The organism is Leclercia sp. UBA5076, assembly GCF_002416465.1.
GTDB lineage: Bacteria > Pseudomonadota > Gammaproteobacteria > Enterobacterales > Enterobacteriaceae > Enterobacter.
The window spans coordinates 142,347-160,745 of sequence record NZ_DIAO01000012.1; the positions used below are offsets into that span (position 1 = coordinate 142,347).

The 18,399-nt window shown below is 56.3% G+C and carries 16 protein-coding genes; 5 read left to right on the forward strand and 11 right to left on the reverse strand.

Annotated features, from left to right (window positions below; genetic code table 11):
- Positions 1-140: 140 nt before the first annotated feature.
- From B3X29_RS12380 to B3X29_RS12395, 4 genes are read right to left on the reverse strand one after another with little or no spacing between them, the layout of a single operon-like run.
- Positions 141-3,287, reverse strand: a complete 3,147-nt coding sequence (locus B3X29_RS12380) for a CusA/CzcA family heavy metal efflux RND transporter (protein WP_159339940.1) — start codon at positions 3,285-3,287, stop codon at positions 141-143.
- Positions 3,280-4,542: an efflux RND transporter periplasmic adaptor subunit gene (locus B3X29_RS12385; protein WP_159339941.1), complete on the reverse strand. Its 1,263-nt coding sequence runs from the start codon at positions 4,540-4,542 to the stop codon at positions 3,280-3,282. Before B3X29_RS12385 ends, B3X29_RS12380 begins: the two co-directional genes overlap by 8 nt.
- A gap of 40 nt (positions 4,543-4,582) precedes the next feature.
- Positions 4,583-4,933 carry a cation efflux system protein CusF gene (gene cusF / locus B3X29_RS12390; protein ID WP_159339942.1) on the reverse strand — a complete coding sequence of 117 codons (351 nt, stop codon included), beginning with the start codon at positions 4,931-4,933 and terminating at the stop codon, positions 4,583-4,585.
- Between the two features lie 29 nt (positions 4,934-4,962).
- On the reverse strand, positions 4,963-6,348 hold the full coding sequence (locus B3X29_RS12395; RefSeq protein WP_159339943.1) for a Cu(I)/Ag(I) efflux RND transporter outer membrane protein: 1,386 nt from the start codon (positions 6,346-6,348) through the stop codon (positions 4,963-4,965).
- A 183-nt stretch (positions 6,349-6,531) separates the two neighbouring features.
- Here B3X29_RS12395 and B3X29_RS12400 point away from each other — a divergent pair, with 183 nt between their 5' ends.
- Positions 6,532-7,215, forward strand: a complete 684-nt coding sequence (locus tag B3X29_RS12400) for a copper/silver response regulator transcription factor (protein WP_103176980.1) — start codon at positions 6,532-6,534, stop codon at positions 7,213-7,215.
- On the forward strand, positions 7,205-8,665 hold the full coding sequence (locus B3X29_RS12405) for a Cu(+)/Ag(+) sensor histidine kinase (RefSeq protein WP_159339944.1): 1,461 nt from the start codon (positions 7,205-7,207) through the stop codon (positions 8,663-8,665). The genes B3X29_RS12400 and B3X29_RS12405 overlap by 11 nt, the downstream gene beginning before the upstream one ends.
- 84 nt (positions 8,666-8,749) lie before the next feature.
- Here the strand turns inward: B3X29_RS12405 and B3X29_RS12410 are convergent, their stop codons facing one another.
- Positions 8,750-9,589 (reverse strand): AraC family transcriptional regulator, encoded by an 840-nt coding sequence (locus B3X29_RS12410; protein WP_103176978.1) that lies wholly within the window; start codon positions 9,587-9,589, stop codon positions 8,750-8,752.
- A 166-nt stretch (positions 9,590-9,755) separates the two neighbouring features.
- Between B3X29_RS12410 and B3X29_RS12415 the strand changes: the two genes are divergently transcribed.
- The 3 genes from B3X29_RS12415 to B3X29_RS12425 are packed head-to-tail and all read left to right on the forward strand — an operon-like array spanning position 9,756 to position 14,056.
- The gene (locus tag B3X29_RS12415) at positions 9,756-11,564 is read left to right on the forward strand and encodes a DUF2264 domain-containing protein (protein WP_159339945.1); all 1,809 of its coding nucleotides are present in this window, start codon (positions 9,756-9,758) and stop codon (positions 11,562-11,564) included.
- Positions 11,565-11,595: 31 nt separating this feature from the next.
- Positions 11,596-12,840 (forward strand): oligosaccharide MFS transporter, encoded by a 1,245-nt coding sequence (locus tag B3X29_RS12420; protein ID WP_197431824.1) that lies wholly within the window; start codon positions 11,596-11,598, stop codon positions 12,838-12,840.
- Positions 12,841-12,868: 28 nt separating this feature from the next.
- Positions 12,869-14,056 (forward strand): glycoside hydrolase family 88 protein, encoded by a 1,188-nt coding sequence (locus B3X29_RS12425; protein WP_103176975.1) that lies wholly within the window; start codon positions 12,869-12,871, stop codon positions 14,054-14,056.
- A gap of 21 nt (positions 14,057-14,077) precedes the next feature.
- On the opposite strand, the gene B3X29_RS12430 is transcribed toward B3X29_RS12425, so the two are convergent.
- The 6 genes from B3X29_RS12430 to qseB form a co-directional block, all read right to left on the reverse strand.
- Complete coding sequence (locus tag B3X29_RS12430; protein WP_371816533.1) at positions 14,078-14,608, reverse strand: hypothetical protein; 531 nt, start codon at positions 14,606-14,608, stop codon at positions 14,078-14,080.
- A 20-nt stretch (positions 14,609-14,628) separates the two neighbouring features.
- Positions 14,629-15,069, reverse strand: coding sequence for a peptidoglycan-binding protein LysM (lysM, locus tag B3X29_RS12435; RefSeq protein ID WP_103176973.1), 441 nt, complete (start codon positions 15,067-15,069; stop codon positions 14,629-14,631).
- A 193-nt stretch (positions 15,070-15,262) separates the two neighbouring features.
- Positions 15,263-15,577, reverse strand: coding sequence for a putative quinol monooxygenase (locus B3X29_RS12440; protein ID WP_032614615.1), 315 nt, complete (start codon positions 15,575-15,577; stop codon positions 15,263-15,265).
- A gap of 29 nt (positions 15,578-15,606) precedes the next feature.
- Entirely contained in the window at positions 15,607-16,188 is a 582-nt protein-coding gene (locus B3X29_RS12445) for an NAD(P)H-dependent oxidoreductase (protein WP_103176972.1), read from the reverse strand.
- Positions 16,189-16,294: 106 nt separating this feature from the next.
- Complete coding sequence (gene qseC / locus B3X29_RS12450; protein ID WP_159339946.1) at positions 16,295-17,644, reverse strand: quorum sensing histidine kinase QseC; 1,350 nt, start codon at positions 17,642-17,644, stop codon at positions 16,295-16,297.
- A complete protein-coding gene (qseB, locus tag B3X29_RS12455; RefSeq protein WP_103176970.1) occupies positions 17,641-18,300 on the reverse strand; it encodes a quorum sensing response regulator transcription factor QseB in 660 nt (219 codons plus the stop codon). The genes qseC and qseB overlap by 4 nt, the downstream gene beginning before the upstream one ends.
- Positions 18,301-18,399 lie beyond the last annotated feature (99 nt).

The window sequence follows — 18,399 nt, forward strand, 5'->3', positions numbered from 1 at the left end:
ACCTCACTGCGGATGCAGATCGCTGCTCAGAGCCTCTCCCGTAGCGATCGCTGACCAGCGAGGCCTCTTTTCATAAGGCCTTTATCCGCCGCGTTAGCTGCTGAATAACGCAAACGGGTAAAGGCCCAGGAAAAGTCTTTCTAAACGCGGGCGCGACGGTGCCTGTGCAGCCACATCAATTTATAGGCCGCCGGAATAATAAACAGCGACAGCAGTGGTGCCGTGATCATGCCACCAATCATCGGGGCAGCAATCCGGCTCATCACTTCCGAGCCTGCGCCAGCGCCCCATAAAATGGGCAGCAAACCGGCAAGGATCACCGCGACCGTCATCGCTTTAGGCCGCACACGCAGAACCGCTCCCTGATACAGCGCAGCGTCCAGTTTTACAGTACTGAAGGTGCGTGGATCGTCCAGAGATGGATCGGCCTCGATGGCATGGCGCAGATACATCAACATTACTACCCCAAATTCCGCGGCTACCCCGGCCAGCGCAATAAAGCCAGTACCGGTGGCTACCGACATGTGAAACCCCATCCATAACAGGAACCAGAACCCGCCCACCAGGGCAAAGGGGACGCTGGTAATGATCAGTAACGCTTCACCAACGCGACGAAATGCCAGATACAGCAGCACAAAGATGATGAGTAGTGTCATCGGCACCATCAATTTCAGCTTCTGGCTGGCGCGCTCAAGGTATTCAAACTGCCCGGAGAAGGTTACGCTGATGCCGGGTTTTAACTGCACATTTTCAGCAATCGCCTGCTTCAGGTCGTTAACTACTGATAACAGGTCACGATCGCGGGCATCAATATAAATCCAGCCTGTGGGACGCGCGTTTTCTGTTTTGAGCATCGACGCGCCTGTTGAGACCGTTACGTCTGCGACATCCCCAAGGGTGATTTGCTGTTTCATCGGGGTCAGGATGGGCAACTGACGCAGCTGTTCCGGGCTATTGCGATAGCGTTGGGGATAGCGAAGGTTAACAGGATAGCGTTCAATGCCCTCCACCGTTTCGCCAATCATGGCCCCACCGACGGCGGAGGTAATAAACAGCTGCACGTCGGCTGGGGTCATACCGTAGCGCGCCGCTCTGTCGCGCTGGATCTCCACGTTGATATAGCGCCCGCCAGCCAGACGCTCTGCCAGAGCCGAGGTGACCCCCGGCACGGTTCTGGCCACCCCTTCAATCTGCTCTGCTGTGGCGTCGATATCGGCCAGAACCCTACCGGAGACTTTGATGCCAATAGGGCTTTTTATCCCGGTCGAGAGCATATCAATGCGGTTACGGATGGGCGGTACCCAAAGGTTTGCCAGCCCCGGCAGGCGCACCGTTTTATCCAGCTCGGCCACGATCTTGTCCATTGTCATACCCGGTCGCCACTGATCTTCAGGTTTCAGCTGAATGGTTGTTTCCACCATCTCCAGCGGTGCCGGGTCGGTTGCCGTTTCCGCTTTTCCGGTTTTGCCAAAAACGCGCGCAACTTCCGGCACGGTCATGATCAGTTTATCGGTAGTTTGCAACATCGCCGCCGCTTGCGCAGCGGAAATGCCCGGCAGGGTAGAGGGCATATACAACAGATCGCCTTCATTAATTTGCGGCAGAAACTCCCCCCCGATCTTATTGAGCGGCCAGATGACGGTCAAAACCGACAGCACCGCCACCAGTAAGGTCGTTTTCGGCCAGCGCAGCACTTTGAGCAACAGGGGGTGATACAGGCGGATCAACAGGCGGTTCAATGGATTACTGGTTTCCGCCGGGATCTTGCCTCTGATCCACAATCCCATCAGGATCGGGATCACCATGATCGCTAATAGGGCAGCCCCCGCCATCGACCAGGTTTTGGTAAAAGCCAGCGGTCCGAACAGGCGTCCCTCCTGGCCTTCCAGGGTAAAGATCGGAATGAAGGACAAAGTGATAATCAACAGGCTGATAAACAGCGCCGGTCCAACCTCAACGGACGCCTGGGTGATCACCTGCCAGCGTGTGTCGTTGCGTAGCTTCTGGCCCGGATGCTGGTGTTGCCACTCTTCCAGGCGCTTATGGGCATTTTCGATCATCACGATAGCGGCATCCACCATCGCGCCAACGGCAATGGCAATGCCGCCAAGGGACATGATATTGGCGTTAATTCCCTGAAAACGCATGATGATAAAGGCGAAGCACAGGCCAAGCGGCAGTGAAATAATCGCCACCAGCGCGGAGCGCAAATGCCAGAGAAACAGGGCGCAGACCAGGGCAACCACAATGAACTCTTCCAGCAGTTTATGGCTCAGGTTACCGACGGCCCGGTCAATGAGCTGGCTGCGGTCGTAAGTGGTGACAATCTCCACCCCTTCCGGCAGGCTTTGCTTTAACGTCTCCAGCTTATTTTTGACCGCGGAGATCACCTCCCGGGCATTTTTACCGGAACGCAGGATCACCACGCCCCCGGCCACTTCTCCTTCGCCATTAAGCTCAGCGATACCCCGGCGCATTTCCGGTCCAGTCTGCACCCGCGCCACGTCACGCAGATAAATCGGTACACCGTTGACGCCAGCTTTTAGCACGATGGCATTGAAATCATCCAGCGTTTGCAGGTAGCCGCTGGCCCGGATCATATACTCGGCTTCAGAGAGCTCGACAGAGGCACCCCCCGCCTCCTGATTGGAGGCATTCACTGCGGCTTTCACCTCCGCCAGACTGATGCCGAACTGGGTTAGTTTCTGAGGATCGACCACGATCTGGTAAGCTTTAACCACGCCTCCCACCGACGCCACTTCGGCAACATCCGGGAGAGTTTTCAGCTCATATTTCAGGAACCAGTCCTGTAAAGAGCGCAGTTCAGCCAGATCGTGTTTGCCGCTGCGATCCACCAGCGCATACTCAAAGATCCAGCCTACGCCGGTGGCATCCGGACCCATTTCTGCCGTTACGCCCGCGGGCAGTTTGCCCTGGACCTGGTTGAGGTATTCCAGCACCCGGGAGCGCGCCCAGTACCGATCGGTACCCTCTTCAAAAATGACATACACATACGAATCACCAAACTGCGAAAAGCCGCGCACCGTTTTTGCGCCTGGCACAGAGAGCATGGTGGTGGTGATTGGGTAGGTGACCTGATTTTCTACCAGTTGCGGAGCCTGGCCCGGATACTGGGTTTTTACGATCACCTGTACGTCAGAGAGATCCGGCAAGGCATCAACCGGGGTGTGGAGGATTGTCCAGGTACCCCAGATGCTGAGAAACGCTACGCCCATTAACATCAGAAAACGGTTAGCCACCGAACGGCGAATAATCCATTCAATCATTTGCTTTCCCTTCGTGCGGATGGCCGGTTGTACGCATTCTCTCCAGCGCGCCTGTGATGTTTGCCTCTGAATCGATCAGGAACAGGCCGCTCGACACGACCTTTTCACCCTCTGTAAGCCCGGTACGAATGGCGGTGACGCCCTGGGATTCATGGAACACTTCAACCAATTTCGGGACGAAACGCCCCTCGCTATTAACGGTAATAACCCGTTGCTCATCACCGCTGTCGATTAACGCGGTGGAAGGAATTAACAGCATGGGCTGACTTTGGCTGTTGAGTTTTAACCAGGCATTCATACCCGGTTTCAGGGTCTCATCCGGGTTATCCACCTCCAGGCGCAGCTGGAGCGTGCGGGTTGCCGCATCCACACTCGGCAGCAGCGACCATTTCTTCACGGAGAGCGTTTTATCCGGCCATGCCGGCACAGAAAACGTGAACTGTGATGTATCGTTAATCAGCCAGGCGATGGATTCTGGCACTGAGGCTGTGATCCACACCGGGTCCATACCCTGGATTTTGGCGACTACGTTGTCTTTAGCGATGTTCATCCCGCTGCGCAGATCAAATGCGGTAATCACCCCGTCAATAGGCGCTTTCAACGTGAAGCGGGTCTGAATTTTGCGGCTGGAGATGAGACGCCGTACAGCCTCGTCCGGCATACCCGCCAGCCGCAGGCGCTCAAGGATCCCTTCAGTTTGAGTACCTGTCCCGCCAGTCTCCTGCAGGAGTAAATATTCACTCTGTGCTTCAACCCAGTCCGGGATAGTCATATCCACCAGCGGCATCCCTTTGCGCACTTTGTCCCCCACGGTCAGGGGATAGACTTTCTCAATAAAGCCCGCTGAGCGTGCCTGCAGGATGGCAAACTGATATTCGTTGTAGCTGACATTGGCCGGGAAGGTCCGCTGATACTGCAGCGGCCCCTGGCGAACCGACTCCACCTTTACGCCGAGGTTTTGTGTCTGGGTCGGGTCGATGCGAATGCCAGGGGCAGGGGTTTCCCCTCCCTCTTCATCGGCATACTTCGCCACCAGATCCATATCCATAAAGGGTGACTTGCCTGGTTTATCAAAGCGGGTGTTGGGGTACATCGGGTCATACCAGAACAGCACTTGCCGGTGCTGCTCTGTGGCGGGAGCTTCCGTGGTCGAATGCGCAGCTGAAATAGAGAAAGCAATGCCCGCGGTAATGCTCCCGCCCAGGATCGCGCCACCGACAATAAGTGCTGTGTTTTTAATGTTGAAAGGCATCATAGTTATTCCATTCACGCTCAGTGCACCGTATCTGGCGAAATTAATCCTGGGTGTGGATATCCTGTAATAACGAGATGTTGCCCTGCTGCACAAAGGTAAATTCAACCTTGTCGCCCGGTTTAATATCCTGCAGGTGCGTCGTGGGGGTCAGGGTGAAGCGCATCGTCATTGCTGGCCAGTTCAATGCCGCGACAGGTCCGTGGGCGATGGTTATCTTTTTTTCTTGCATATCAATATGTTTGACTTCTCCTGTGGCGTTGACCACCGGATGTTGCTCTGCCGTTGCCGCGGTGGGCTGCATGTTTGCCATGTCATGCCTGTCGCTGGCGTGCGCGCTGAACAGGGTCGCGGAACAGAGGCCGAAAAAGAGTGCGGTAGAGAGCGTTTTCATCGTGATAATTCCTGAGTGAAGTAAGGGGGTTATTCAATCCAGCCGCCGCCGAGAGCGGTGAATAACGTAATTTCGTTTACCTGACGGGCGTAGTTAAGGTCGAGTAAGGTCTGCCGGGTGGTAAACAGGGCGCGTTCGGCATCCAGCACTTCGATATAGCTGACCGCGCCATGCTGATAGAGGCCTCTGGCGCGCTGTTGGGTTATCTGCAGCGAGGTGAGATAGCGCTGCTGCGCCGCAATCTGATCGCTAATGTGCTGGCGTAATGCAAGCGCATCCGCAACCTGTTTAAAGGCGGTCTGGATCTTATTTTCATAATTCACTACCGACTGTTGCTGACGAATTTCAGCCAGGCTGAGGTTCGACTGATTACGTCCGGCATTAAACAGAGGCAGCTCGATTTTGGGGATAAAATTCCACATCCCACTGCCCGCAGAAAACAGGCTGGATAACTCGGTACTGCTGCTGGATAACGCGCTGGTGAGAGTGATGGACGGGAAAAAAGCGGCTCGGGCGGCACCGATATTGGCATTGGCCGCCAGCAGCTCGTGTTCAGCCTGCATGATATCCGGGCGCTGCAATAAAATGTTTGAGGAGAGATTTGGCGGTAATACTACGCCATTATTTGCAATATCCTCGCGATAGCCATTCTTCGGCAGCGGGTTCCAGGTACCCAGCAGCAGATGCAGGGCGTTATCGGCCTGCACCAGCTCCCCTTGCCGCCTGGCGATATCGCTGCGGGTGCTCTCTATGACGCCACGCGCCTGCTCCAGTGCCAGCACACTGGTGCTGCCTGTCAGCAGTTGCTTCTCAACAAAGGTATAAGCACGCTCATAGTTGGCGAACGTCTCCTGGGCCACCTGGAGCTGGGCCCAGGCCCGCTGCTGATTGAAATAGGCCTGCGATACATTCGAGATAAGTAAAATATGTACCGCCCGATGAGCTTCGGCGCTGGCAAGATACGCCTGACGCTCAGCTTCACTCAGATTTTTTAAGCGGCCAAAGAAATCCAGATCGAAGCTAAGGTTGAGGCCTGCTTCATAGTCCCCCGTGGTCGATGCATTCCCGTCCACTCTCCCGCTCACTGTTTTACGGCCATCCATCGTCAGTTGCGCAAAACGGTCGGCATCCGTTACGCCGTATTGCGCCTGGGCTTCCTCTACTTTCAACGCCGCCATTCGCAAATCGCGGTTATTTACCAGCGCTTCGTCTATCAGGGCCTTGACGTGCGGATCGACAAAAAAGGCCCGCCAGCCGCTATCCCGGTAACCCGGCGTTGTAGCCACTAATGCATTCTGGCTGAGCGAGAATTGCGACGGCACCGGGGCGGACGGGCGCTGATATTCCGGTGCCAGCGAAAGACAGCCGGTCAGAATAAAACTTACGCTGAGCGTCATTAATTGAAATTTACGCATAGGTTTTCTCGCCCGGGCGGATCCTTAAAGGGGTAGTTCAACGACGGGTACTTTACGTTCCGGACTCTGTTTGACGGGTGACAGGAAAATGACAAAGCTGTCATTAAGCGGAATATGCCTTTGCTATCGAATCCGGGATGCCTAAAATCTCAGGCTCGCAGCGCAGGGCAGGGAGAGAACGTCATGAAAATTCTGATCGTCGAAGACGAGAAAAAAACCGGCGAGTATTTGACTAAGGGGCTGAAAGAGGCCGGGTTTATTGTCGATCTGGCAGACAACGGCCTGAACGGTTTTCATCTGGCAATGACCGCAGATTACGATCTGTTGATCCTCGACATTATGCTGCCGGATGTGAACGGCTGGGATATTGTCAGGATGCTGCGCACGGCCAACAAAGGGATGCCCATTCTCCTGCTCACCGCGCTGGGCACCATTGAACATCGGGTCAAAGGGCTTGAGCTGGGCGCTGATGATTATCTGATTAAGCCTTTTGCCTTTGCCGAACTGCTGGCCCGGGTAAAGACGTTGCTACGTCGTGGCGCGGCGGTGATGGTCGAAAGCCAGTTTCAGGTAGCCGATCTGACCCTCGATCTGGTCAGCCGTAAGGTAACGCGCAACGGAACGCGCATCACGCTGACCAGCAAGGAGTTTACCTTGCTGGAGTTCTTCATTCGTCATCAGGGCGAAGTGTTGCCCCGGTCGCTGATTGCGTCTCAGGTCTGGGACATGAATTTTGACAGCGATACCAACGCCATCGACGTGGCGGTGAAAAGGTTGCGGGGCAAGATTGATAACGATTTTGAACCACGGCTCATCCAGACCGTGCGCGGTGTAGGCTATATGCTTGAGGTGCCAGATGATCTTTAGGCGCTCCCCCCGGCCTTTTTCGTTGGCCACGCGGCTCACGTTCTTTATCAGCCTCGCCACCATTGCCTCTTTTTTTGTCTTCACCTGGGTAATGATCCACTCCGTAAAGGCACATTTCGAAGAGCGCGATATTCATGATTTGAAGCAGATAGGCTTCACCCTCGAAACGGTACTGAGCCATCAGGAGGAGCCGGAAAAAGAGCGGCTGGAAATCCTGCAAAATGTCGTGGCAGGCTTCGCCAATATCTCTGTTTTGCTGCTGGATAGGGATAATCGTCCGGTTTTTCAGTCCTCAACCGGACCCGATTTGAACACCCTTCTCAACGATCCCGCCCCTGCCAGAGATTTGCGTGCCGGACATGTGCTCTTATGGCGTGATCCCGCCCCGCACCAGGGAATGGCTGATAGTGCGCAGGCGCAGCACAGCGCCTGGCGTATAATTATGCTACCCATCGGCAAAAAAGCAGATGGCACGCCCGCCTATAATTTACTGATGGCGCTATCGATCAATTTTCATCTGCATTATATCAATGACCTCAAAAACAAGCTGATGATAATGGCGTCGATAATCAGCATTATCGTGATCTTTATTGTGCTGTTTGCCGTCTATCAGGGGCATAAACCTATCCGCAGTTTAAGTCAGCAGATCAAAAATATTAGCTCGGCCGATCTCGGTGTCCGCTTAAATAACCAAAATGTGCCCATTGAGCTGGAAAGGCTGGTGATCTCTTTTAACCATATGATTGAGCGTATAGAAGATGTCTTTAACCGGCAGTCCAATTTTTCTGCCGATATTGCTCATGAAATGCGTACCCCGATCACTAATCTTGTCACGCAAACCGAAATAGCTCTCAGCCAGCCACGTAACGTGAAAGAGCTGGAGGAAGTGCTCTACTCTAGCCTGGAGGAGTTTTCACGCATGTCGAAAATGGTCAGCGATATGCTATTTCTCGCCCAGGCAGATAATAACCAGCTGATCCCGGAAAAAGAGAAGCTGGATCTGGCGACGGAGATCGCCACGGTTTTCGACTTCTTTGAAGCCCTGGCCGAGGAACGCGAAGTAGCGCTAAGCCTGGAGGGGCAGGCCACCCCGGTGGAGGGCGATCCGCTGATGCTGCGTCGGGCAATAAGCAACTTACTGTCAAACGCCATCCGTTATACCCCACGTGGGAGCACCATTACCGTTCACCTGCGCTCAGGGGAAGAGGAAGTGCATATTAGTGTGGAAAACCCGGGCACGCCTATAGCGCCTGTGCATTTACCCCGGCTGTTCGATCGCTTTTATCGGGTCGATCCCTCTCGTCAGCGAAAAGATGAAAACAGCAGCGGCATCGGTCTGGCGATCGTTAAATCCATTATTACTGCCCATAATGGACGGGTATCCGTTGAGTCAGATAAAACCTCGACGCGCTTTATTCTGATGCTGCCTGCTCAGTCAGGGGGCCATTAATCCGCCGTTATGATGAACAGGAAAAGTATCACTATGCTGTCATTTTTTCAGAGATGAATGAACATGAGCGCGCAGCCGTGTGTCTCAGGGCTGCAGATGATTCTTCCGGTACTGTAAGGGCGTCTCTCCGATCCCCTTTTTAAACGCGCTGATAAAGTAGGTCACGTCTGAAAACCCCACCCGGGCGGCAATCTCCCGCACGCTGGCGTCTGAATGCAGCAGGCTCTCACAGGCTTTGCGTAATCGTAACGTATTCAGGTAATCGTGAATTTTCTCTCCCGTCTCCGCATGGAATTTCCGTGATACGTAGCTGCGGGATTTACCCAGCTCGTCTGCCAGCGCATCAAGACTGAACTTATGCTGGTAGTGCTCATCCAGCCAGAACATTACCTGGCTGGCAATACCGTGGCTGTTGCCGGGCTGGCCTTCGTCATCGTGCGGCAGCATGGCGAACAGGCTAATCAGCAGGCTGGCGATGCGCTCGCCGTTCAACGGCGGCGGGTAGCAGCTGAAGAGATGATCGATATGGCTGTGGCAGTGGGCCATGTCCGCTACCCAGGCTTCTCCTCCCCGTTGGGACAGCTTCTGGAGTCGCTGTTGGGTCTGGGGAAAATCACGCAGGGCTTTCATTACCGCATGCTGATCGAGATGAATAATGGTCCGGCGGTAGTTCGCTTCGGCCTGGGGGTCGACCATCACCTTGTGCAGGGTAAAGGGGGGAAAGAAAAATAGCCTCCCCGGGCGCATGGTGTAGTGGCGGTTATCGACAATCGCCACGCCAAAGCCCTCTTCGACATAGAGAATCTCCAGACACTGATGCCAGTGGTGATAGCGCACGGTGTTGGCGAACAGGCGACTGAACGACACGAGGGTATCGTTCAGGGTGATGAGCTCAAGGTGTTCCGGCGTAGGTGTCTCGCGCATAGTGCAATAAAACTCAACTTTTCCCTTTTCTTTCCTCTTTATAAACCACCATTTTAAATTTCCTCAACTGCAGGTTTATTCATCTCTCACTCCTGTGACCCGGCTAACATTTCTGCACCTTGTTGATTAACTATGCTTTGCCGCAGTTGATTGCGAGGACAAGCGTATGTGCGCGGCAAATAAAGAAAAATCAAATCCGTTGTCATCCCGCCAGGATCTGGTGGTGGCCCTGAACATGTGGCTTGCGGCGGTAGATAATCAGTTTCCGGCGGGAAGCTCGCGGTTTTCACTGGGCGATACCTGCGCGCACTACGCCCGGGATGTGGCGCAGATGGAGGGGCTCTCCCGGATCTTATGGGGGCTGTTTCCGTTGATGGCCGCAGGCGACAGTACGCCGTTCAGCGATAAGTACCTCACCGCCATTAAGCAGGGTACCGATCCGCAAAGCGCAGGCTACTGGGGCGAAGCCGGGCCTTATGACCAGCGTCTGGTGGAGATGGCGGCCTATGGCCTCGGGCTGGCGCTCCTACAGGACAAACTTACTGAACTGTTTAGCGAACGTGAGCTGATGAATCTGCACGCCTGGCTGAACCAGATCACCGACGCGACGATGCCGGACAGCAACTGGAACTACTTCGCCATCATGGTCCAGCTTGGCTTTAAGCGCGCCGGACTGCCCTACGACCAGCAGGCCATCGATCGCCGCTTCGCCATGATGGAGACCTACTATCTGGGGGACGGCTGGTACTCCGACGGTCCGGGACGGCCAAAGGACTACTACATCTCAATGGCGTTTCACTTTTACGGTTTGCTCTACGCCACCCTGAGCGGTGATGAGGCGAGGGCAGAGGTGCTGCGCCAGCGTTCGCGCCTGTTCGCGGAAGATTTTATCTATATGTCCGCCGCCGACGGCGCCTCGGTGCCCTTTGGCCGCAGCCTGACCTACCGCTTCGCGATGGTCGCCTTCTGGAGCGCGGTGGCTTTTTCCGGGCTGGAGGTGTTCACGCCGGGGGTTGTGAAAGGGATCATCCTCCGTCATCTGCGCTGGTGGCAGCAGCAGCCGATGACCGATCGCGACGGGATCCTGACGCTTGGCTTCGCCTACCCGAACCTGGCGATGTGCGAGGACTATAACTCCCCCGGCTCGCCTTACTGGGCGCTGAAAACCTACCTGATTTTGGCCCTGCCGGAGAGCCATCCGTTCTGGCAGGCAGAAGAGCAGCCATTACCTGCGCTTGCCGAAAAGCGCCTCATTCCCCATGCCCAGCAGATCCTGATGCAGGCGGATCACGTCACGATGCTCACCGCCGGACAGCTGGAGCTGAACAACTATGTGAACACCGAGGCGAAATACACCAAATTTGCCTACTCCAGCCGCTTTGGGTTCACCATCGAGCGCGGACGCTTCGGCATCAAGCATGCTGCCTGCGACTCCATGCTGCTGCTGGCCGATGGTGATAACTACTTCCGCGGACGCCGTGAATGCGAGGCGGTCCGCGTCGACGAGAACTTCATCTTTTCGCGCTGGTCGCCGTGGCACGACGTCCACATTGAGAGCTGGCTGGTGCCGTTTGGCGAGTGGCATCTGCGCCTGCACCGCATCAACAGCGCCCGCACGTTGCAGACGGTGGAGGGCGGTTTTGCGGTAATGAAAACCGACCATCAGCTTATCGGGCGCGGCAGTTATCTGAATGCCGCGAACGGCAGCAGCGTCATTGTCGATCTGTCGCCTGTCATCAGCCGTCAGCCTGACAGCGTGGTGACGCCACCCAACAGCAGCATCATGTTTGCCGAATGCGCCGCCATTCCGGTGCTGACCACCACTCTCCCGCAGGGGGAGAGCTGGCTATGCAGTGCGGTATACGCCTCCGGGAAAGCGCGTGCAGAGGCAAACACACCACAACTGAAAATAGAAGATAACCGGGTCGTTATTTGCGCGCCCGGAAGCGAACGTAAGCTGTCGTTCATTTTATAAGAGCCTTACCCTGGATATCGGCGAGGATGGTATGAGCAACAAAACTGAATATTACAAAATCAGCAGTTTTATCTTTCTCTATTTCTTTACCTGGTCGGCCAGTATTGGTTTGCTGGCGATCTGGCTCGGGCAAAAAGCCAACCTGAGCGGCTCGGTGATCGGCACCGTATTTGCGGTAAATGGTGTCTTCTCCGTTATTCTGAAACCGATCTATGGCTATATTCTGGATAAGATCGGCATGAGCAAATACCTGCTCTATTTTGTGGTGGCGATGTCCGCCCTGATGGCGCCGTTCTTTATTTATGTCTATCAGCCGCTGTTAATGTCCAACACCATGCTGGGGATTATTATCGGCGCGCTCTATTTAAGTTTCGCCTGGTATGCGGGCGTCGCGGCGTGCGAATCCTATTCCGACCGTTTCAGCCGTCTGAACGGCATGGAATTTGGTCAGATCCGTATGTGGGGATCGCTCGGCTGGGCGGTGGCATCGTCGTTCTCCGGCCTGCTGTTTAACCTCTCTCCTGCGTACAACTTTATTATGGGCAGCGTGGCGTCGGTCATTATGCTGATTGTCCTCCTGAGCCTGAAGGTGAACACCAACTCGGCCCATGCCGGTGAGGTGCTGACCAAAGAGAAAATCGTTCCGGCGGATGTTTACGCCCTGCTGCGCAGCCGCAAATTCTGGGCCTTCTGCCTGTACGTGGCGGGCGTGGCGTGGATGATGTTTATCGCCGAGCAGCAGTTCTCGCGCTATTTCGTCACCTTCTTTGATGATGTGCACCAGGGCAACGCGGTATTTGGCTATCTGGGCACCGTGCAGTCGGGGATGGAATTTGTCATGTATATGGTCATCCCGCTGTTCGTGAATTTTATTGGCGCCAAGCGCGGGTTATTGATTGTCGGTCTGATTGTCGGGGCGCGCCTGATTATTTCCGGGATCTGCGATTCGCACCTGCTTATTTCGGTTCTCAAGCCGCTGTACGGTCTGGAGATCTGCCTCCTGCTGGTGTCGGTCTTTAAATATATCGCCGAGCATTTCGATAAACGCGTGAACGCCACCATGTATCTGCTGGGCTATCAGGCAATGCTCTACGTCGGTAATGTCGTGGTCTCTTCCCCTGCGGGTTATATGTATGACCGCATCGGCTTTGAGCAGACCTATATCATCATGGGCGCTACGGCGCTGACCTTTACCCTTATTTCCGCCTTCACGTTATCCGCCTGCCAGAGCAAATGGCGCGGCGCAAAAACGCTGAACGTTGCTGAGCATCACTAATTTACGTCGTCAAAGAAGGAATCGAATTATGTTAAGTCGTATCACCGAGGAACGTCTGGCCGATATTCCCGTGCCCGTGGATGAACGCGCCTTTAGCGATGAATTAATCTCGGCACGCAGCCATATCCTCGACCTGATTAGCCGTCATTTAACGGAATTCGGTGACAAATTCCCGGCAGAAACCTGCAAAGAGGGGTTTTATCCCCTGACCGATAACGTCGAGTGGACCACCAGCTTCTGGACCGGGCAGCTGTGGCTGGCGTGGGAGATGAGCGGGGACGAGAAATTCCGTGAGATGGCCCAAAAACACACGCGCTCGTTTGGCCTGCGCATTGCCGGGCGCAGCGACACCAACACCCACGATCTCGGCTTCCTCTACACGCTCTCCTGCGTGGCGGACTGGCGGCTGACCGGCAGTCGCGAGGCGCGCGGCTTCTCGCTGCTGGCGGCAGAAGCTTTGCTGGAGCGCTTCCACGAGAAGGCGAAGATCATCCAGGCGTGGGGCGATCTGGCCGACCCGGAACAGGCTGGCCGGATGATCATCGACTGCAACATGAACCTGCCGCTGCTCTACTGGGCGACGGAGCAGACCGGCGATCCGCGCTTTGCCGAGGCCGCTAAAGCCCATGTGATGCAGGCCGCAACGTACCTTATCCGTGACGATGCCTCCACCTTCCACACCTACTATATGGATGTGGTCACCGGCGCGCCGCGCTACGGTAATACCCAGCAGGGCTATGCGGACGACTCCTGCTGGTCGCGGGGCCAGGCGTGGGGGATTTACGGCTTTCTGCTGAGCTATATCTATACCGGCGACGAGACGATGATCGCCCTGTCAAAACGGCTGGCAAACTACTTCCTCAACCGCCTGCCGGAGGATTACGTCTGCCACTGGGATCTGGCGCTGGTGGGCACCGACGCGCTGCGTGATTCATCGTCAGCGGCGATTGCGGTATGCGGCCTGCTGGAGCTGGTGAAGCACCTGCCGGTGACTGACCCGGATCGCGAGCGCTATCTGGCGTGGGCGAAAGGGATCATGTCCTCGCTGACCAGGCACTACCTGATGGGAAAAGAGGAGAAGGGCAACGGCGTGCTGAAACACTCTGTGTATCACCTCGCCAGCAATAAAGGCGTGGACGAGTGCGCCAGTTGGGGGGATTACTTCTACGTCGAAGCGCTGGTGCGCTTTACCCAGAGCTGGAAACTGTACTGGTAAGAAAACGCTGGGGTGGCGTTGTTACCACCCCAGCACTTCAGTGATTACCCGCCGGTAGGGGGTGTCGATTTGGGCTGGCACCTGGTCAAAATAGTCCCGCGCGTGCTGGCGGGCCTCGCCGCTCAGGCTATCCAGATAGACAATCGCTTCGTCCACGGTAGGCACCCGCCCCTCCAGTGAGGCGCTTCTCGGTGGCAGCCCGGTCCAGATCACCGCCTCGATGCCTCTCTCGGCCGCCCATTTAGCAAGCAGGCCGGTGTGGCGCTCTCCAGTCAGCAACGAACCGATACCGTCACAACGTTCCTCAGGGATCCCTTCGCGCTCGCGCAGGGCCTGACAGGCAACGTTCAGGGTTTCCGCGTTGAGCCACGCCCAGAGCACGGGAACGGCAGGTGCGTTCATGCAGAGGGCGGTGGCGAGCTCGCCGCCATCGCTGATCCGACAAAATTCAACGGGGAGCGATGGCCCGTCAGTTTTCCACTCCCCGGCGACGGGGAGTGGGCCGCTTTTCCATATCAACGAGCCCCAGCCCAGACAGGCTATCTTCATCATCTTCCCTCGGTGCGGTGCTATCAGGCTTCTGGAATACGCAGCGTCTGGCCGGGATAAATTTTATCGGGGCTGGAGAGCATAGGGCGGTTGGCTTCGAAGATTTTGTTGTACTGCGACGCATCGCCATACACCGTTTTGGAGATAGCGCTCAGCGTATCACCCGATTTGACCGTATAGTAGGTGGCTTCTTGTTGGGTGTCGGTGGCGGTGATGCTGTTTTCCACCTCGCTGACGCCCGCGATGTTCCCCACCGCGACCTGGATTTTTTCCTTCTGCTCCTGGGTGAGTCCGTCACCCGTCACCACGGCCTTACCGTCGTTGACGTTGACCTGCACTTTGTCGGCGCCCGGTATGTTGAGTTTTTTAAGGTGTTCAGTCACCTTATCGCTCTGACCTTTGTGATCGGTCAGGTTATCCCACAGCTTTTCACCTGCCTCTTTAACGAAGTTAAAAATACCCATTCCTTCCTCCAGATAACAATGAAATCAGAAGTAAGCATAGCAGGTGCGTTTTGAGGTGATAAAAAAAGCCCGGAAACGCTATGCGTACCGGGCCTGAGATTCGGTGCTGTTGGTATTGCCGGGCGGCACTTCGTTTGCCCGGCCTACGGTTTTGTAGGCCCGGTAAGCGTAGCGCCACCGGGCAAAACAGGGGTTAAACCCCGTTCTCCAGAATACGGATATGCGTTTCCAGAACGTCACCCTTCACCGCCTCGCTCCACGCTTTCATGTGCGGAGTCTGCAGATGCGCTTCAAGGTGCGCGACGGTTTCCCACAGCTCAACCATCACGATGGAGTCGGGGGCGGTGGTCTGGAAGCTGACACCCGCGGCGGTGTCCACCATCGGCGCGTAGCCGTGGCAGCCGGCTTCTTCTAAAACGGTCGGGATAATTTTAGCGAACTGATCCAGCACCGCCTGACGGTGATGTTGGCCAGGACGGGTACGAATTTCAGCAATAACGGTAAGCATGGTCATTTCTCCTGATAACATGCAACCAGTTAAGCAAAAATTTCAGCCAGATGCTTGCGATATTCTGCGATATAGCGTGGCACGTCCGGCATTTTGATCACGTCGTTGGTGATAAAGGTCGGCAGCGCCTCCATTCCCAGGAACTGGTTGGCTTTGTGGAACGGCAGATAAACACCGTCCACGCCCACGCCGTGGAAGAACTGATCTTCTTCGGTGAAGGCTTCTATCGGGGCGTTCCAGGTGAGGGAAAGCATGTACTTTTTCCCCTGAATCAGACCGCCGGAGCCATATTTTTTCGAGGCATCTGAACGGGTGCGGCCATCGCTGGCATACAGCGCGCCGTGGCCTTCGGTAAAGACATCGTCCATGTACTTTTTCACGGTCCACGGTGCGCCCATCCACCAGCCAGGCATCTGCCAGATCACCACGTCAGCCCAGAGGAAGTTCTGCACTTCGGCCTGGATATCGTACTCGCCGTCGGTGCGCACGACTTTAACATCATGCCCGGCGTCGCGCAGGAAGCCGTCCGCGACCTCGGTCAGGGTGTCATTCAGTTGGCCATTGGAGTGGGCGAATTTTTTTGCACCGTTGATAATTAAGATATTGCTCATTAAGTTGTCCTCAGAGTAGCGAGTCTGAGGGCTATTCTACGCGCGACAGCGGTGCGGTGAAATTAGCAAAATGTGCAAAGTCTTTTGCTATAGCAGCAATAATTCCCTACCAGCCGACGGTGACGGCAAAGCCGCCCTCCGGCGCATTCCCGAGTGTTACCCTCATTCGATGCAGGGCGGCAATCCGTTTAACGATAGATAGCCCCAGCCCGCTGCCGGTTTGCTCCTGCCCTGGCGGGCGATAGAAGCGCTCGCCGATCCGCGCCAGCGCATCGGGGGCAATGCCTGGTCCGTTGTCTCGGACGGTAAAACTGCGGCTATCGAGCGTAACCTCCACCACACTGCCGCGCGGGCTGTAGCGGACGGCGTTATCCAGCAGATTGCGCACCAGCAGGCTCAGCAGCAGCTGCTGACCAGGGCGGGTGACCTGCGGGGCGTTGATGTTCAGGCGCATCTCGATCCCGGCCTGCTGCGCCGGAGAGTAGATCGCCATCACCGCTGACTGGAGAACATCGGCCAGCACCAGGGATTCCACGTCATCGAGGCTCTCCAGTGAATCCAGGCGCGACAGGGTCAGGAGCTGCTCAACCAGCCGCGATGCCCGGTCGATACCGGCGTGTAGCTGGTTCAGCGCTTTGCCCTGCGCCTCAGGATCGTCCAGCGACAGCTGCGCCACGTCGGTCTGCACTTTCAGGGCGGTGAGGGGGCTGCGCAGTTCGTGGGCGGCATCGGAGGTAAAGCGGCGCTCGCGGGCCATCATCTCCTGGGTGCGGGCGAACAGATGATTCAGCGCATCGAGCAGCGGACGAACCTCAACGGGCACGCCGTGGGTCGGCAGGCGGTCAGTGGCATCCGGTGAGCGGAGGCGCAGGGTTTGCGCCAGCTTTTTCAGCGGGTGCAGTTCCCGGCTCAGCAAGACGATAAGCAACAGCAGCATCACCGGCAGCGCCACCAGCCACGGCGTGAGCTGCGATCGCACCACGTCCAGCGCCATCTCCTGACGGTACTCCCGCTCCTGGCCCACTACCACCCGGTATTTGCCGTCCGGGGCGGTGAGCCAGAGGAATCGCCATTCGTCGTTATCGTCGTCCAGCCGCCCGTTGTCGAAGCCCTCCCGGCGATAGTGGTACGGAATGTCGCGTCCGTTTTCGCCGTCGTTAAGCACCATTTTGCCCTCGGGGGTGTAGATGGCGAAGGCCAGCGCATCGTCATCCAGATGGCCGTGACGGGCTTTTTTCGGCACCTCGCGCATGCGTTCCGGGGCTTTGAGCTCGTCGAGATCCATGGTCAGCAGCCTTTTGGCAAACAGCATCTGCTGAGTGTCAAACAGCTTATCGAGCTTATCGGTGGTCTGGTGCCAGGCGACGATGCTCGCGGCAAACCACGCCGTCAGCGACAGGGCTAAGAACAGCAGCGTCAGGCGCAGCTTGAGGCTGAGGCGTTGGGTCAGTTTCATGCGTCACCCAGGGTATAACCGATGCCGTGCACGGTGCGGATAACATCGCTGCCGAGCTTGCGGCGCAGATGGTGTATGTGGACTTCTATGGCGTTGCTGGAGACGTCGTCATCCCAGGTATAGAGCTTCTCTTCAATCAGCTTCCGCGGCAGGACGCGGCCTGCGTTGCGCATCAGGAGTTCCAGCAGGGCAAACTCTTTCGGCTTCAGCACCAGAGTTTCGCCGTTCAGGGTGGCGACGAGGCTGGTGGGATTGAGCGTGATCTTACCGTGGCGCAGTTCGCTGTGCGCCTGCCCGTGGCTGCGGCGCACCAGCGCCTCCAGACGGGCAGCCACCTCAATCAGGGCGAAGGGTTTACAGAGATAATCGTCAGCCCCCAGGCGCAGCCCCTCGACGCGCTGATCGAGCGCATCCCGCGCGGTTAATATCAGCACCGGTTCGTCGCGCCCCTGTGCCCGCCATTCGCGCAGGATTTGTAGCCCGTCGAGGCCGGGCAGCGTCAGGTCGAGTACCACGGCGTCGTAGGGGGCGCTATAGAGCGCCGCACGGCCCGTTTCGCCGTCGGTGAACCAGTCCACGCAAAAGCCCATTTTCGTCAGCCCGGCTTTAATGCCATCGCCAATCAGCCTGTCATCTTCTACCAGTAAAATGCGCATGTTTCCCTCCCTGATGCCGTCAGTAAACCCTCTGTTACGCACAGCTGTACAGTAAAAAAATTTAAATTTTCCGCTTAAGAAGTTGTTAAGGTTTACCCT

Coding starts and splice junctions, on each gene's coding strand:
- B3X29_RS12380 (WP_159339940.1), bottom strand. CDS start 3,287: ATGATTGAATGGATTATTCGCCGTTCGGTGGCTAACCGTTTTCTGATG.
- B3X29_RS12385 (WP_159339941.1), bottom strand. CDS start 4,542: ATGATGCCTTTCAACATTAAAAACACAGCACTTATTGTCGGTGGCGCG.
- cusF (WP_159339942.1), bottom strand. CDS start 4,933: ATGAAAACGCTCTCTACCGCACTCTTTTTCGGCCTCTGTTCCGCGACC.
- B3X29_RS12395 (WP_159339943.1), bottom strand. CDS start 6,348: ATGCGTAAATTTCAATTAATGACGCTCAGCGTAAGTTTTATTCTGACC.
- B3X29_RS12400 (WP_103176980.1), top strand. CDS start 6,532: ATGAAAATTCTGATCGTCGAAGACGAGAAAAAAACCGGCGAGTATTTG.
- B3X29_RS12405 (WP_159339944.1), top strand. CDS start 7,205: ATGATCTTTAGGCGCTCCCCCCGGCCTTTTTCGTTGGCCACGCGGCTC.
- B3X29_RS12410 (WP_103176978.1), bottom strand. CDS start 9,589: ATGCGCGAGACACCTACGCCGGAACACCTTGAGCTCATCACCCTGAAC.
- B3X29_RS12415 (WP_159339945.1), top strand. CDS start 9,756: ATGTGCGCGGCAAATAAAGAAAAATCAAATCCGTTGTCATCCCGCCAG.
- B3X29_RS12420 (WP_197431824.1), top strand. CDS start 11,596: ATGAGCAACAAAACTGAATATTACAAAATCAGCAGTTTTATCTTTCTC.
- B3X29_RS12425 (WP_103176975.1), top strand. CDS start 12,869: ATGTTAAGTCGTATCACCGAGGAACGTCTGGCCGATATTCCCGTGCCC.
- B3X29_RS12430 (WP_371816533.1), bottom strand. CDS start 14,608: ATGATGAAGATAGCCTGTCTGGGCTGGGGCTCGTTGATATGGAAAAGC.
- lysM (WP_103176973.1), bottom strand. CDS start 15,069: ATGGGTATTTTTAACTTCGTTAAAGAGGCAGGTGAAAAGCTGTGGGAT.
- B3X29_RS12440 (WP_032614615.1), bottom strand. CDS start 15,577: ATGCTTACCGTTATTGCTGAAATTCGTACCCGTCCTGGCCAACATCAC.
- B3X29_RS12445 (WP_103176972.1), bottom strand. CDS start 16,188: ATGAGCAATATCTTAATTATCAACGGTGCAAAAAAATTCGCCCACTCC.
- qseC (WP_159339946.1), bottom strand. CDS start 17,644: ATGAAACTGACCCAACGCCTCAGCCTCAAGCTGCGCCTGACGCTGCTG.
- qseB (WP_103176970.1), bottom strand. CDS start 18,300: ATGCGCATTTTACTGGTAGAAGATGACAGGCTGATTGGCGATGGCATT.